The sequence below is a fragment of the Hydrogenophaga sp. OTU3427 genome, from assembly GCF_038440225.1.
Taxonomy (GTDB): domain Bacteria; phylum Pseudomonadota; class Gammaproteobacteria; order Burkholderiales; family Burkholderiaceae_C; genus Hydrogenophaga.
Map to the genome: position 1 here is coordinate 82,220 of NZ_JASATI010000016.1, position 14,809 is coordinate 97,028.

General features: G+C 67.6%; 16 protein-coding genes. 5 read left to right on the plus strand and 11 right to left on the minus strand.

Translation table 11 applies throughout. The annotated features are described in order from the left end of the window. Positions 1 to 205 precede the first annotated feature (205 nt). The 4 genes from AAHB17_RS11665 to AAHB17_RS11680 all read right to left on the minus strand — a co-directional run bounded on the left by AAHB17_RS11665 (position 206) and on the right by AAHB17_RS11680 (position 3,612). The gene (locus AAHB17_RS11665; RefSeq protein ID WP_446719589.1) at positions 206 to 715 is read right to left on the minus strand and encodes an OmpA family protein; all 510 of its coding nucleotides are present in this window, start codon (positions 713 to 715) and stop codon (positions 206 to 208) included. A 42-nt stretch (positions 716 to 757) separates the two neighbouring features. Then, positions 758 to 2,062: a serine--tRNA ligase gene (gene serS / locus AAHB17_RS11670; RefSeq protein WP_342130745.1), complete on the minus strand. Its 1,305-nt coding sequence runs from the start codon at positions 2,060 to 2,062 to the stop codon at positions 758 to 760. 117 nt (positions 2,063 to 2,179) lie between these two features. Then, positions 2,180 to 3,115, minus strand: a complete 936-nt coding sequence (gene ispH, locus AAHB17_RS11675) for a 4-hydroxy-3-methylbut-2-enyl diphosphate reductase (protein ID WP_342130762.1) — start codon at positions 3,113 to 3,115, stop codon at positions 2,180 to 2,182. Between the two features lie 50 nt (positions 3,116 to 3,165). Beyond that, positions 3,166 to 3,612: an FKBP-type peptidyl-prolyl cis-trans isomerase gene (locus tag AAHB17_RS11680; protein WP_342130746.1), complete on the minus strand. Its 447-nt coding sequence runs from the start codon at positions 3,610 to 3,612 to the stop codon at positions 3,166 to 3,168. A gap of 79 nt (positions 3,613 to 3,691) precedes the next feature. Between AAHB17_RS11680 and radC the strand changes: the two genes are divergently transcribed. The 4 genes from radC to AAHB17_RS11700 all read left to right on the plus strand — a co-directional run bounded on the left by radC (position 3,692) and on the right by AAHB17_RS11700 (position 6,182). Then, entirely contained in the window at positions 3,692 to 4,381 is a 690-nt protein-coding gene (radC, locus tag AAHB17_RS11685) for a RadC family protein (protein ID WP_342130747.1), read from the plus strand. 33 nt (positions 4,382 to 4,414) lie between these two features. Further along, a complete protein-coding gene (locus AAHB17_RS11690; RefSeq protein ID WP_342130748.1) occupies positions 4,415 to 5,056 on the plus strand; it encodes a Smr/MutS family protein in 642 nt (213 codons plus the stop codon). Between the two features lie 146 nt (positions 5,057 to 5,202). Next, positions 5,203 to 5,631, plus strand: a complete 429-nt coding sequence (locus AAHB17_RS11695) for a hypothetical protein (protein ID WP_342130749.1) — start codon at positions 5,203 to 5,205, stop codon at positions 5,629 to 5,631. Between the two features lie 104 nt (positions 5,632 to 5,735). Further along, the gene (locus tag AAHB17_RS11700; RefSeq protein WP_342130750.1) at positions 5,736 to 6,182 is read left to right on the plus strand and encodes an SRPBCC family protein; all 447 of its coding nucleotides are present in this window, start codon (positions 5,736 to 5,738) and stop codon (positions 6,180 to 6,182) included. Positions 6,183 to 6,199: 17 nt separating this feature from the next. Here the strand turns inward: AAHB17_RS11700 and AAHB17_RS11705 are convergent, their stop codons facing one another. From AAHB17_RS11705 to AAHB17_RS11715, 3 genes are all read right to left on the minus strand, one after another. After that, positions 6,200 to 7,216, minus strand: a complete 1,017-nt coding sequence (locus AAHB17_RS11705; RefSeq protein WP_342130751.1) for an AraC family transcriptional regulator — start codon at positions 7,214 to 7,216, stop codon at positions 6,200 to 6,202. A gap of 87 nt (positions 7,217 to 7,303) precedes the next feature. Next, entirely contained in the window at positions 7,304 to 7,855 is a 552-nt protein-coding gene (locus AAHB17_RS11710; RefSeq protein WP_342130752.1) for a flavin reductase family protein, read from the minus strand. Beyond that, positions 7,852 to 8,937, minus strand: a complete 1,086-nt coding sequence (locus AAHB17_RS11715) for an LLM class flavin-dependent oxidoreductase (protein WP_342130753.1) — start codon at positions 8,935 to 8,937, stop codon at positions 7,852 to 7,854. The genes AAHB17_RS11710 and AAHB17_RS11715 overlap by 4 nt, the downstream gene beginning before the upstream one ends. A gap of 263 nt (positions 8,938 to 9,200) precedes the next feature. On the opposite strand from AAHB17_RS11715, the gene AAHB17_RS11720 reads away from it, so the two are divergent. Beyond that, positions 9,201 to 9,983 (plus strand): cyclase family protein, encoded by a 783-nt coding sequence (locus AAHB17_RS11720; protein ID WP_342130754.1) that lies wholly within the window; start codon positions 9,201 to 9,203, stop codon positions 9,981 to 9,983. Positions 9,984 to 10,007: 24 nt separating this feature from the next. On the opposite strand, the gene AAHB17_RS11725 is transcribed toward AAHB17_RS11720, so the two are convergent. The 4 genes from AAHB17_RS11725 to AAHB17_RS11740 form a co-directional block, all read right to left on the minus strand. Continuing rightward, positions 10,008 to 10,427, minus strand: coding sequence for a group II truncated hemoglobin (locus AAHB17_RS11725; protein WP_342130755.1), 420 nt, complete (start codon positions 10,425 to 10,427; stop codon positions 10,008 to 10,010). After that, on the minus strand, positions 10,427 to 12,955 hold the full coding sequence (locus tag AAHB17_RS11730) for an ABC transporter permease (protein ID WP_342130756.1): 2,529 nt from the start codon (positions 12,953 to 12,955) through the stop codon (positions 10,427 to 10,429). The genes AAHB17_RS11725 and AAHB17_RS11730 overlap by 1 nt, the downstream gene beginning before the upstream one ends. A 148-nt stretch (positions 12,956 to 13,103) precedes the next feature. After that, positions 13,104 to 13,736, minus strand: coding sequence for a uracil phosphoribosyltransferase (gene upp / locus AAHB17_RS11735; protein ID WP_342130757.1), 633 nt, complete (start codon positions 13,734 to 13,736; stop codon positions 13,104 to 13,106). 66 nt (positions 13,737 to 13,802) lie between these two features. Continuing rightward, positions 13,803 to 14,690, minus strand: coding sequence for a formate dehydrogenase accessory sulfurtransferase FdhD (locus AAHB17_RS11740; protein ID WP_342130758.1), 888 nt, complete (start codon positions 14,688 to 14,690; stop codon positions 13,803 to 13,805). Positions 14,691 to 14,809: the final 119 nt, after the last annotated feature.

Sequence of the window (14,809 nt, forward strand, 5' to 3'; positions counted from 1 at the left end):
GCCGGGCTCTGACGATCCCGCCCGCCGTTTGAATCGGGTGCGCTGCCAGCAAAGAAAAGCAAGAACCGCCTTCGGGCGGTTTTTTGTTGCCTGTCGTTCCCGGATATTGCACCCCTCCTGCCGTGAGGCCGCAAAAAACCCGCCACGGTGGGCGGGTCTTTGAGGGTTCTGCTCTGGCCCAGAGCCAGACGACGGCACAGACCGATCAGGGCGCGATGGCCACTTCCACGCGGCGTGCTTCGGCGTTGCTGCCCGTACCCGTCATCTGCTCGGGCTTCTTGAGTTCAACCGACGTTTCAGCCACGCCCAGGCCCACCAGCACGGTCCGCACGGTCAGGGCGCGCTGCTTGGCCAGCTCGGCGTTCAGGGCCGCGTCGCCGGTGCTGTCATGGAAGCCGGAAACCACCAGCTTCTTGCCGGCCTTGGCGGCGGCGGCGGCTTCGTTCAGCGCGGCCTGCACCTCGGTGGACAGGTCCACCGCCAGATCGGCCTTGCCGGCGGCGAAGTAGAACTTGACCACACCGGCGTCCACCACCACGCGTGCGCCATCGGCGTCGATGGCTGGCGCGGCGGCCACGGCGGTCGCTGGCGCGACCTTGGCCTTGGGGCGCGACTTGTGGATGCCAAAGCCGAGCGCCATGCCCACGGCCAGGAGGATGGCGCCGATCACCACGACGGCGACGACACGTTGTTCGATTTCTGTTTCTTGCGACATTGACATGGCTCCTAGGGGCAAACCCGAGATTCTAAGCGGTGCTCAGAGCACCTCGGCACCGTCCAGGTAGGGCTGCAAGGCCGCCGGTACGTCGATGCGGCCGTCGGCGCGCTGGTAATTTTCGAGCACCGCCACCAGGGTGCGGCCAACGGCCAGGCCCGAGCCGTTGAGCGTGTGCACCAGTTCGTTCTTGCCCTGTGCGTTCTTGAAACGGGCCTGCAGGCGGCGGGCCTGGAAGGCCTCGCAGTTGCTGACCGAGCTGATCTCACGGTAGGTGTTCTGCGCCGGCAGCCAGACCTCGAGGTCGTGGGTGCGGGTGGCGCCAAAACCCATGTCGCCGGTGCACAGGGCCAGCACGCGGTAGGGCAAGCCCAGGCGCTGCAGCACGGCCTCGGCGTGACCAGTCATTTCATCCAGCGCGGCGTAGCTTTTCTCGGGGTGGACGATCTGCACCATCTCGACCTTGTCGAACTGGTGCTGGCGGATCATGCCGCGCGTGTCGCGCCCGGCGCTGCCGGCCTCGGAGCGGAAACACGGCGTGTGCGCCGTCAGTTTGATCGGCAAATCGGCCTCGGCCACGATCTCGTCGCGCACCACGTTGGTCAGCGTCACCTCGGACGTGGGAATCAGGTACAGCGCCTGCGTGTCGGGCACCGGCTCGCCGTCCTGGCCGCCCTTCTTGACCGCGAACAGGTCGCCCTCGAACTTGGGCAACTGGCCGGTGCCGCGCAGGGTGTCGGCGTTGACGATGTAGGGCGTGTAGCACTCGGTGTAGCCGTGCTCGCGGGTCTGCATGTCGAGCATGAAGGCCGCCAGGGCGCGGTGCAGGCGGGCGATGGGGCCGCGCATGAAATTGAAGCGCGCACCCGCCAGCTTGGTGCCGGTGTCGAAATCCAGGCCCAGGCGCTCGCCCAGGTCCACGTGGTCCTTGACCGGGAAGTCGAAGACACGCGGGCTGCCCCAGCGGCGCAGCTCCACGTTGCCCGATTCGTCGCCGCCCACCGGCACGCTCTCGTGGGGCAGGTTGGGCACGGCCAGCAACAGCGCGTGCAGTTCGGCCTGGAGCACCTCCAGGCGCGCGGCCGAGCGCTCCAGCTCGTCCTTGATGGCCGCGACCTGGGCCATCACGCCCTCCGCGCTCTCGCCCTTGGCCTTGAGCTGGCCGATCTGCTTGGACAGGCTGTTGCGTTGGCTCTGCAGCTCCTCGGTGCGCGTCTGCAGGGTCTTGCGCTCGCCTTCCAGGGTGCGGAAGGCGGCCACGTCCAGATAGGGCTGGGGGGTCTTGCGGGTCAGCAGGCGAGCGACCACACCGTCGAGGTCTTTGCGGAGCAGGGTGATGTCTAGCATGGCGAAATTGTAGGTAAGCGGCTGGGTTCCATCGGGGGACACCGCCGGGCCGGCTTTGCCGGACGGCTGGTGTCGCCCCCTTGAGGGGGAGGCGGCGTCAGCCGCTTCGGGGGTGGGCTATTTCAGGCCCTTGGGCAGGGGAAATTTCATGGTTTCTTCGGCGCCGGCCAGCGTGCGCACGGACACCGCGCCCAGCGTCTTGAGGCGTGTCACCACGCCCTGTACCAGGCTTTCGGGGGCCGACGCACCGGCGGTCAGGCCGATGCGGGCCGTGCCGACAAACCACTCGGGCTGCAATTCCGTGGCGTCCTCCACCATGTAGGCGGGCACGCCCAGGCGGTCGGCCAGCTCGCGCAAGCGGTTGGTGTTGCTGCTGGTGGGGCTGCCCACCACCACCACCACGTCCACCTGGGCGCTGAGCAGCTTGACGGCGTCCTGACGGTTCTGGGTGGCGTAGCAGATGTCCTGCTGCTTGGGCTCGCGCACTTGCGGGAAACGGGCGCGCACCGCGGCCGTGATCTCGGCCGCGTCGTCCACGCTCAGCGTGGTCTGGGTCACCACGGCCAGCTTGGCGGTCTGGCGTGGCGCCACACGGGCCACGTCGGCCACCTCCTCCACCAGGTGGATGCCCTCGTCGAGCTGGCCCATGGTGCCTTCCACCTCGGGGTGGCCCTTGTGGCCGATCATGATGAACTCGAAGCCCTCCTTCGCCAGCTTGGCCACCTCCACGTGCACCTTGGTCACCAGCGGGCAGGTGGCGTCGAAGATCTGGAACCCACGCGCCTCGGCCTCGTTCTGCACCGCCTTGCTCACGCCATGGGCGCTGAACACCAGGGTGGCGCCCGGGGGCACGTCGTCCAGCTCCTCGATGAAGATGGCGCCACGCGCCTTCAGGTCGTTGACCACGTGCGTGTTGTGCACGATCTCGTGGCGCACGTAGATGGGCGCGCCGAACTTGGCCAGCGCGCGCTCGACGATCTCGATCGCACGGTCCACGCCCGCACAAAAGCCGCGCGGCTCGGCCAAGGTGATTTCAACCCCCGTGCTCGCCATTGCGTGTGCTTCGCTGCGCTCCAGGCGGGCTGCAGGCTCTGCGTGAGGCTTCATAGGACACCAATCAGTTGAACTTCGAACGACACCGGCTGGCCGGCCAGCGGGTGGTTGAAGTCGAAACACACGGCACCGTCGGTGCGCACCTCCACCACCGTGCCGGCGTACTGGCCCTGGCCGTCGGGCGTGGGGAACTGCACCACGTCGCCCGCGGTGTACTGCTCCAGCGGATCACCCAGCTCGTTGAGCAGCTTGCGCGCCACCCACTGCACCATCTCGGGCTGGCGTTCACCAAAGGCCTCGCCGGCGGCCAGCTCGAAGGTGGTCCGCGTGCCCTCCTCCAGCCCCAGCAGGCGCTGTTCGATGGCCGGGGACAGCTCCCCCATGCCCAGGCTCAGCGTGGCCGGCGGGCCGTCGAAGGTGTTGATGAAGGCACGCCCGTCCGGCCCCGACAGCCGGTAGTGAAGGGTGAGGAAAGAAGCGCTGTCGACTTGGGGCATGGGGGAACCGATGAACGGGAAAAAGCGGCGAACCGGGTATCTAAACTGGCTCTATTGTAAAAAATGGGGGAGGACGGCCATGGCGCAGGGAGAAGCCACGCTGCGGGCGTTGCCGCAAGACGCGCGCCCGCGCGAAAAACTGCTGTCCCGCGGCCCCGGCGCCCTGAGCGACGCCGAGCTGCTGGCCCTGCTGCTGCGCACCGGCCTGCCGGGCAAGAACGTGCTGCTGCTGGCGCAGGAACTGGTGGACCACTTCGGCGGCGTGGCCGGTCTGCTGCACACCCCCGCCGAAGCGCTCAAGGCCATCAAAGGCCTGGGCCCGGCCAAACGCGCCGAGCTGGTGGCCGTGCTCGAATTGGCGCGCCGTGCGCTGACCCAGCAACTGCGCGCCCAGCCGGTGTTCGACTCGCCCCAGGCCGTGGGCCACTACCTGCAGCTGCAACTGGGCGCCAAGCCCCATGAGGTGTTCGCGGTGCTGTTCCTGGACAGCCAGCACCGGCTGATCGTGCTGGAGGAGATGTTCCGCGGCACGCTCAGCCAGGCCAGCGTCTACCCGCGCGAGGTGGTGCTGCGCGCCCTGCACCACCATGCCGCCGCCGTGGTGCTGGCCCACAACCACCCCAGCGGCGTGGCCGAGCCCTCGCGCGCCGACGAAATGCTCACACAAACCCTCAAGAGCGCTCTGGGCCTGGTGGATGTGCGTGTGCTGGACCACGTCGTCGTCTGCGTCAGCGGCTGGCGCTCCATGGCCGAAATGGGCCTGGTCTGACGGGCGCGGTCCGCCGCATTGACAATACCCGGCATGAAAGTGCACGGGCTGTCCGAACTCAAACAACTGCAAAAACAACTGCAGGCGCAACGCCAGGCCCGGGCGGCACAGGAAGCCGCCCGCCAGGCGGCCGAGCGCGAACGGCAGACGCGCAAACACCTGTTTGCCAACGCGGTGGGCCCCGTCCAGCCCCTGCGCAGCAGCGGCCACCGGCACCTGAGGCCCGCGCCCGCCCTGCCCTTGCCCCTGCAACGCGAACGCGACGAGCAGGCCGTGATGCTGGAAGCCCTGTCCGACGAATTCGACGCCGAAACCCTGCTGCACACCGACGAACACCTGAGCTTTCGCCGTCCCGGCATGGGTGCCGACGTGGTGCGCAAGCTGCGCGCCGGCGTCTGGAGCATCCAGCGCCAGATCGACCTGCACGGGCTGCGTCGCGACGAAGCCCGCGAGGCCCTGGGCCAGTTCATCCGCGAAACCCACAAGGCCGGCCTGCGCTGCGTGCGCGTGGTCCACGGCAAAGGCCTGGGCTCCCCCGGCCGCATGCCCGTGCTCAAAGGCCGCGTGCACAGCTGGCTGATCCAGAAAACCGAGGTCATGGCCTTTGTGCAGGCGCGGCCGGTGGATGGGGGGGCGGGGGCACTGGTGGTGTTGCTGAGGCCGAGGCGGGCTTAGGCGGCCGGGAGGCCTTGTGTTCCCCGCCTGTACCGGCGGCCCCGCAGCTTGTAGCATGGCACGACCTGACGGTGTCGCCGCTGTCCGCGCCCGTGCCTCCGGCACGAAGTCTCGGCGGCACGCCGGTCGCCAGCAAGGGGAAAGCCATGCCGTCCGCCGTCTACCCATCTTTCGTATTCACCGTCGCGCTGCTGGTCATCACCACCTACTTCCTGCTGGGTGGCTTGCCCCTGCTGGTGCTGAAACACGACGAGCCGCTCGATGCGCGCTTTGTTCGCAGCTTCTTCAACCTCTACTACAAGGTGGCCTTCTGGGCGGCGCTCGGGGCGGCGCTCAGCTACGGGCTGTGGGGCCAGTTTGCCTTCGCCTTCGGAGCGGCCGCGCTGGCCACCGTCACCGTGGCCCTGCGCAGGCGATTCTTGCCCACCATGTTGCAGTTGGGCAGCCAGATCGAATCGAACACCGACGGCGCGGTCCAGCGCTTTCGCCGGGTGCACGGCCTGGCGCTGCTGGTCAACCTCGCGCAACTGGTCGTGCTGGTGTGGGGCACCATCCAGCTTTCCAGGTCTTTTTGAACCGGTGAAGTTGATCCAGCAAAGCGGCTTCGCGTTCCGATGTCGATTTCGCAGCCCCTGGATCGTCGTACAGCCACACCCCCTCACACCACAAGGAGCTTCCCATGACCACCGGCACTGTCCGACTGCACCGCGTCCTGCGCGCGCCGCCCGAGCGGGTCTACCGCGCCTTCCTGGAACCCGACGCCATGGCCAAATGGCTACCGCCATATGGCTTCACTTGCCAGGTCCACCACATGGAGGCACGGGTGGGCGGCACGCACCGCATGTCCTTCCGCAACTTCGGCACCGGCCACGGCCATTCCTTCGGCGGAGAGTACCTGGAGCTGGTGCCGAACGAGAAGATCCGCTACACGGACCGCTTCGACGACCCCAACCTGCCGGGCGAGATGAAGGTCACCGTCAGCCTGCGGCAGGTGCTGTGTGGCACCGAACTGAGTGTCGTGCAGGAAGGGGTGCCGGAGGTCATTCCGGTGGAGATGTGCTACCTGGGGTGGCAGGAGTCGCTGGAACAGCTGGCCAAGCTGGTGGAGCCCGCGATACCGGACTGATCGGCCGGCGCCCGACCTCAATGGCAGGCGCGCGCCTTGGTCTGGGATGGCAACTCACCAAAACGTTGGCGGTAGCTGGCCGAGAACTGCCCCAAGTGGGAAAACCCCCAACGTACGGCGGTGGCGGTGACGCTGGCCACGCCCCCTGCACCGTCGCCTCGCAACAAGTCGGCACGCACCCGGTCCAACCGCATGTCGCGCAGGCAGGCCATGGGCGTGGTGTCGTGGTACTTGCGAAAGGCCAGGTGCAGCCCGCGCGCGCTGACCCCCACGTGGGCGGCGATATCGCCCACGCTCATCGGCTCATCCATGTGTTGTTCGATGTATTCGCGTGCCCTTCGCACCACGCGCGGCGCGACCACGCTGCTGGAGACCGGCATCAACGGGGTCTGGTTGTGCGGCAAACCATCGAGCAACGCGGTCAGCACCATGTCCTCGACGCTGGCCGCGCTCAGCGGCTGCTCCAGCAACAGGCCTCCCGACGCTTCGCCGGCCAGCCAGTGTAGGAGGCGCCGTATCGACATCCCCGGCCCTTGGTCCACCGCGATATCGGGCGCAAACGTGAGATCCCCTTGCGGAGGCCGGCCGTACAGCCGGGCAAACTGGCGCTCCAACGCCACACGGTCGACACGCAGGAAGAGTTTTTCGGTATCGGCGCCATGCCGCATGCGGAAGTCTTGGAGGGGGCTGACAAAGGAAGCCACGTCGGGCGTGGAGCAGACGTGCCGCCCGGCAACCTCCACCACCTCGTGTCCCCGCGACGGCATCTGCAGCAGGTAGAAGTCACGCAGCATGCCGGGGTCGATGTCGACCGTTGCGCCGTAACTCATGCGTCCCACGCCGACGCTGCGCAGCTGCCGGAAATACAGCCGGGTGTCCAGCGCTCGTGGCGCCCCGGCCACGTGCAGGCGGTGCTCGCAAAAAACCCGTGCCACGCCGTCGCGCACCTCGTCCAGATCGCTGGAAACGACACAGGCGAAACGCGCCAGTACGCCACCAGGTGCCGCCGCTTCACTGCCCATGCCTGTTGCCATCGCCTGCTCCCATCCCTGTTCACTTGGCGCTGGATTGTTGACCTTTGAAGCAAATCTGGCAATGCGCAGTATCCCTGCCCCACACCGTCAGAACGGAGCGAACCCGCCGTAACAGCCCCGCCAGTACAGCAACGGCAAGCCATCCCCCCGGTGTGTGTCCAGCGCGTGGCCCCGCGCATGGGTGATGTGCCCGACCACCAGCGCATGGCTGTGCCGTGTCCACACCTGTACCACCGCACAGGCCAGCGCCACCGGAGCATCGTCCAGCAACCAGACGCCGTCTGTGGTTTGCACCCAGTTCGCACCGTGGTAGCGTTCATCGCCCCGGATGCCACCTTGTCCGGAAAAGCGCAGCGCCACGGCGGCCTGGGTGGCGTCCAGCAGGTTGACGCCAAAACGGCCGGCACGGGCGATCATCGCCCAGGACGAACTGTTCTGGTTGATGGACACCACCACCTCGGCCGGCTGCATCGACAAGGACACCACCGAAGTCACCGTCATGCCGGTGCGCTGGCCCTCACCATTGCAAGCGCTGATCGCGCACACCCCGCCGGCCAACTGGCGCATGGCCTGGCGAAAGGTCTGCACGTCCACACCGGTCTCGGGAGCCTCGTCGGCCCGGCCCCCTGGCGCGCTCATCGAATCCCCCGGGCGTGGAGGATGGGCAACACGGTGTCGCGAAAGTAGGGGAACTCCTTCACGTAGTCGACGAAGGACAAGGTCGTCCCTCTGAAACCCGCCGCATGCAGCGCACAGATGCCGTCAGCCACCTGCTCGGGCGTGCCCACCAACGGAAAGCCCCCGTGGCCGGCGGCCATGCGCTCGCGGATCAGCGCCAGGAGGTCGTGCGGAAAGGATTGGGCATGCGCGAACTGCAGCTTCACCAGGTTGTCCACAGCGGCCCAGTCGGCATTGTCCAGCGTGTGTTGCCAGCGGGCCTTGGCCTCGGCCTCGGTCGGCGCACACACCACATGCGAGAAGGTCAGCACATCGACCTTGCGGCCGCTGGCCGTGCCCTTGGCCTTGAGTTCGGCCACCTCGTCCTTGGAACGGGCCAGGTCAATCGCGGGAGTGAACAGGAAATTGGCATTGCGCGCCGCGAAATCGCGGCCCTGGCCCGAGCCCGCCGCGTTGATGATGGGCGGCATGGTGGTTGGACGCGGGTTGCCATAGGCACCCTTGAGCTTGAAGTAGGCGCCATCCCAGTCGAACTTGTCTTCGCTGCGCCACAGCTTGCGCACGACGTCAAACCATTCTTGCGCGTAGCCATAGCGGCTTTCGTGGTCGGCCGGCAACGTCAGGCCCAGGGCCTCGTACTCGGGCTGGTTCCAACCCGCCACGATGTTCAGGCCCACGCGGTCGCCGCCGATCTGCGCCATGGTGGCCATCTGCTTGGCCACCACCACCGGGTGGTTGGCCGCGGTGTGGACGGTGGCAAACACCGTGATGCGCTTCGTGCTGGCCAGCAGGGCCGCCGCCCAGGTCACCGTTTCGAGCACGCCGCCATGGAAATCGGTCTCGCCGCCGTAGCCGATCCAGCGTGCGATCGGCAGCATGAAATCGATGCCAGCCTCATCCAGCATGCGCCCCAGCTTGAGGTTGTTCTCCCAGTTGGCGACCCAGCGATCGGGCAGCTTGGACACCGTCATGCCGCCCGCGCAATTGGTGGAAAAGGTGGCCAGCAGGAAGCGGTCGTGGGACAGGAAGGAATGGTCTTTCATGCGTACTCCAAGTGCAGCAGGGTTCGGATGACGGCCCAGGGCCTGGTCCGACGGGCTCAGCGTAGACAGGCGGCTGGTTGGCCGCTATCTGAAAACCGCGACCGCTGTCGCTTGGCTGCAAATTTGCGCGACCGGGTGGGAATGGGTCGGTGTTTATTGGCGGTTTTTGGACAAACCCTTGCGCGGATCGGATAGCCGCCATGCCGACCACCCCTCAGACTGTCTCCACGGGCCGCGCGGTGCGGCGCCCCAACGGAGACCCCATGACACTTTCACTCGCGCAACTCGCCACCGAACTGGCCAGCGGCCAGGTCCAAGTCATCGATCTGACACACACGCTGTCGCCCGAATTTCCTGCACTGCAATTGCCGCCCCAGTTCGGCCAAGTCTGGTCCTTCAAAACGGAGCGCATATCCCAGTACGACGACGCTGGCCCGGGTTGGTACTGGAACAACTTCTCATGCGGCGAGCACACCGGCACGCACTTCGACGCACCGGCCCACTGGATCACCGGAAAGGACCACCCCAACAACACGGTCGACACCATTGCAGCCACCAACTTCATAGCGCCTGCGGTGGTGGTGGACGCCAGTGCCGAAGTGGCGGCCGACGCCGACTGGCTGCTGACCGTGGACTTCCTCCAGACTTGGGAAGAGCGCCACGGCCGCATCCCACAAGGCGCGTGGTTGCTGTTGCGCACCGACTGGTCCAAGCGCATCAGCGATCCGGCGTCCTACGTCAACATGAAAGAAGATGGTGCCCACACCCCCGGTCCGACACAGGCGGCGGTCGAGTGGCTGATCCGCGAACGTGATGTCCACGGCTTCGGCGTGGAGACCATCAACACCGATGCCGGCCAGTCGTACGCCTGGCCTCTGGCCTACCCATGCCACACGCTGATGCACGGTGCGAACAAATTCGGACTCCAGTGTTTAAAGAACCTGGATCAGTTGCCGCCCACCGGGGCGTTGATTGTGTCGGCGCCACTCAAGATCCAGGGTGGCTCAGGCAGCCCCCTGCGCGTGCTGGCGCTGACGACAAAGTAGACGTCCGCCCCACCTGTCACGCCATCAAGGCGTGTTGCGCATCCAGTCCGCCGTCTGGAAAAAACTGTTTTTGAGCCGTTCGCGCAAGTCGGCGGGCACATCCACGTCGCCCATGGCCTGGTCCATGCAGGCCAGCCACTGATCGCGTTCCTGGATGCCGATGGCGAAGGGCATGTGGCGCATGCGCAGGCGGGGGTGGCCGAAGCGGTCGGTGTAATGTTGCGGGCCGCCCAGCCAGCCGCAGAGGAACCAGAACAGCTTCTGGCGCGCGCTGTCCAGGGTGTTGCCATGGGCGGCGCGCAGTTCGCGGTAGCCGGGCTCCAGGTCCATCAGGTCGTAGAAGCGGTCGACCAGGGCGTGCACCTTGGCCTCGCCACCTATCCATTCGAAAGGGGTGGCGAAGGTCTGGGCCTGGGAGGGCGCGGAAGTGTTGTCGGTTGTCATCAGGTCGGCGCCTTGCGCAAAGTCTCTACCACGGGGGTGCGCAAGACGCTGCGCAAACCCCACCAGCCCGCCGCCAGCGCCAGCACGGCGCCGGCCACGGCGCCCCCCAGCGGCACCCAAGGCGAGGCCGTCCAGGCGAATTCGAACACATAACGCGCGAGCGCCCAGCCCACCGCCACCGCCACCAGCGAGGCCAGGAAGCCGGCCAGCAGGCCCACGCCCACGAGCTCGGCCCGCTGCACCTGGCGCAGCAGCCTGGAGGGCGCGCCCACCGCGCGCATGACGGCAAACTCGCGCTCGCGTTCGCTGCGGGTGGCGGTGACGGCGGCGAACAGCACCACCAGGCCGGCCGCCAACGTGAAACCGAACAGGAACTCCACCGCCCGGATCACTTGCCCCAACACGCGCTGCACCTGGGCGATGGTGCTGCTCATGTCGACATTGGTGATGTTGGGGTAGGCGCGCACCAGGGCGTTGTCGAAGCCGGCCGTATCGGGTGCGCGGAAGGCGCTGATGTAGGTGATGGGCACGTCGCTCATCTGCGCCACCGGGTAGAGCACGAAGAAGTTGACCCGCAGCGAGCCCCAGTCGACCTTGCGCAAACTGGTGATGCGCGACTCGATGCGCTGGCCGGCCATGTCGAAGGTGATGCGGTCGCCCAGCTTGAGGCCCAGCTCCTCGGCCAGGCCCTGTTCCACGCTGGCGGCGCCGGCCTCGTTGGCGCGCCACTGGCCACCCACCAGCTCGTTGTGCGTGGGCCGTTCGGCGCTGTGCGAGAGGTTGAACTCGCGGTCGACCAGGCGCTGGGCGCGGTCGGTCTTGAAATCCTCGGGCACCACGTCGCGACCATTGATGGCCACCAGGCGGCCCCGGATCATGGGGTACCAGTCGAACTTGCCCACGCCCGCATCGCTCAGGCTGGCCTGGAAGGCCCGGGCCTGTTCGGGCTGGATGTTGATGACAAAGCGGTTGGGCGCATCGGGGGGTGTCGCCTTTTGCCAGCTGCTGATGAGGTCGGTGCGCAGCAGCACCAGCAGCACCAGGGCCAGCAGGCCCACCGACAGCGCGCTGACCTGCACCACCGCATAGGCCGGGCGCGCGGCCAGCTGGCGCGTCGCCAGGCGCAGCCAGCGCGGCGCCGTGGCCTCGTTGACGCTGGCGCGCAGCAGCCTGACGGCGGTGTAGCTGGCGATGGCAAACACCACCACCGCCACGGCGAAGCCACCGACCGCGATCAGGCCCAGCATCAGGTCGCGGCTGGCCGCCAGCAGCAGGGCCGCGAAACCCGCCGCGCCCAGGCCCAGCACCGCCAGCGAGGCCGGCTTGAGTTGGCCCACATCGCGCCGTATCACCCGCAGCGGCGGCACCTGGGCCAGTTGCAGCACCGGCGGCAGGCCAAAGGCCAGCATCAGCGTCAGCCCCATGCCCAGGCCAAACAGCACCGGCCAGATGGAAGCCGCCGGCAAGGCCGCGTCCACCAGCCCGGCCAACAGGACGACAAACACGAAATGCACGGCGAAACCCAGGGCCACGCCGATGGCGCTGGCCGCCAGGCCGACGGTGACGAACTGGAAGGTATAGGCACATGCCATGGTGCCTTGCGACAGCCCCAGCACGCGCAGCATGGCGCAGTCGTCGAGATGGCGCGCGGCATAGCCCCGCGCGGCGATGGCCACCGCCACCGCGCTCAGCAGGGCGGCCAGCAGCGCCACGAGATTGAGGAATTTCTCGGCCCGCTCCAGCGTGCGCTGCATCTCGGGCCGGCCACCTTCAAGCGACTCCAGGCGCATGCCGCGCACCTCGGGCTTCTTCAGCTCGGTCTCGGCCCAGCGGTTGAAGCGGCGCACGGCGGCGTCCTCGCCAGCGACGGCGAAGCGGTAGCTCACGCGGCTGGCCGGCTGCACCAGGCCGGTGGCGGGCAGGTCGACACTGTTGAGCATGACTCGGGGCGCAAAACTCATGAAGCCGGCGCCCCGGTCGGGTTCGATCACCAGGATGCGGTCGATGCGGAACGCAGCGTCGCCCAGCAACAGGGCCTGGCCCATGCGCAAGCCCAGGGCGTCCAGCAGGGCGGCGTCGACCCACACGGTGCCCGGCGCGGGAATGTCGTCGGTGGCCTGATCGGGCGTGTCTGGCGAGAGGGCCGTGCGCAGCTTGCCGCGCAGCGGGTAGCCCGGTGCCACCGACTTGAGCGCCACCAGCCGCGCCGCGCCGCCGTGGGCGTCGTCGGCCCGGCCCATGGTGGGGAAGCTCAGCGTGGTGACCGAACGCAGGCCCAGGGCCGTGGCCTGCGCAGCCAGGCTGGACGGCGGCAGGTGATCGCTCTGCACCACCGCATCGCCACCGATGAGCTGGCGCGCGTCACGCTGCAGGCCACCCTGCAGCCGGTCGGCAAAAAAACCCACGGCCGTGAGCGCGCCCACCGCCAGCGCCACCGCCACGATGAGCAGCCGCAGCTCCCCCGCCCGCAGATCGCGCCACAGCGCGCGCCAACCGAGTTGCCAGAAAGAAGGTGCCTGATGCGTCATCCCCGAACCTTAGCGCAGAAGAAACAACCAGACGAGCGAGGGGGAGTCATCCCGGGGCACCCGTGGATCCGGCTCTGCCGGTCCACTGGGTGCGCCCCCTTGAGGGGGGATTCGCGCTACACGCGGTGAGCGAGAAACGGGGGTGGCCTTATTTCGTGCCAAAGATGCGGTCCCCCGCATCGCCCAATCCCGGCACGATGTAGCCGTGGTCGTTGAGGCCCCGGTCCACCGCCGGCGTGTAGACCGGCACCTCGGGGTGGTGATCGTGGAAGGTCTTGAGCCCTTCGGGGCAGGTCACCAGGCAGACGAAACGAATGGAGCGTGGTTTGGTCTGCTTGAGGCGGTCCACGGCTGCCACGGCGGAGTTGCCGGTGGCCAGCATGGGGTCGAGCACGATCACGTCGCGTTCTTCCATGTTGTGCGGCATCTTGAAGTAGTACTCCACCGCCTGCAGGGTCTTGGGGTCGCGGTACAGGCCGATGTGGCCGACGCGCGCGTTGGGCACCACCTCCAGCATGCCGTCCAGGAAACCGTTGCCGGCGCGTAGGATGGAAGCCAGCACGATCTTCTTGCCGTCGATGACGCGCGACTTCATGGTCTCCAGCGGCGTCTCGATCTCGATCTCCTGCATGGGCATGTCGCGGGTGACCTCGTAGGCCAGCAGGGCACTGAGCTCATGCACCAGCTGGCGGAAGCTCTTGGTGCTGGTGTCCTTCTGGCGCATCAGCGTCAGCTTGTGCTGCACCAACGGATGCTCGATGAGGTGGACGTCTCGGGTCATGGCGGCGCTCTCGGAATGGGGAATGCGGTCAAGTTTACCGCCGCGCCCCCGGCGCGCGGGCGGTTGTCAGGCCAGCGCGGCAGGCCGCGCTGGCACCGCATCCAGCAGCAGGCGCTGCGGATGGGTGAAGCACAGAAAGCGTTTGTGCGTGGCGCGGCCGATGGCGCACAGGCCCACGCGCTGCGCGACCTCCAGCCCCATCTGGGTCATGCCGCTGCGCGAGACGACCACGGGCACGCCCATCTGGGCGGCCTTGATGACCATTTCGCTGGTCAGGCGACCGGTGGTGTAGAACACCTTGTCGGCACCGCCCATCTCGGCCGGGTCCTGCAAGGCCATCCAGCCGGCGATGCTGTCGACCGCGTTGTGACGGCCCACATCCTCGACGAAGCTCAGCAGTTCGGCCCCACGGAACAGGGCGCAGCCGTGCACCGAGCCGGCCGCCTTGTAGGTGCTCTGCATCAGGCGGATGGTGTCCACAAGGCCATACAGGTCGGACTGCCGCAGCACCGCCTCCGCCGGCAGCCGGATCTTGTCGACATCGTCCATCAGGGCGCCGAACACGCTGCCCTGGCCACAGCCGGTGGTGACCACCCGCTTGGCCGTGCGCTCCTCGATGCGCTCGATGCCGTACCGGGTCTTGACCGACGCCGCGCCCACCTCCCAGTCGACGGTGATGGAGTCGATGTCCTCGGCCGAGGCCACCAGGCGCTGGTTGAGCAGGTAGCCCAACACCAGCCACTCCGGGTGGCCGCCCAAGGTCATGAGCGTGACCAGCTCGCGCTTGTCCACGTAGACCGTGAGATCACGCTCGGCAGGGATGGAGATGGTCGAGGTCTCACCGAATTCGTTGCGCACCTCGATGCTGCGCGTGAGCGGCACCCGCGCCTGGGTGAGGCGGGGCAACACGCGCTCTGGCAGCGTGGCAACCGAATCGGGCAGGCGGGCGTTCATGAGTGCAGGGTATCAGGACTTCTTGGCTGGGGCCTTGGCCGTGGGGGCCGGGGCCACGGCGGGCGCGGGCCCCCAAGGGGCCGGGGGCCCCCAACCCCGGGGCCTGTGGGGGGGGGTTG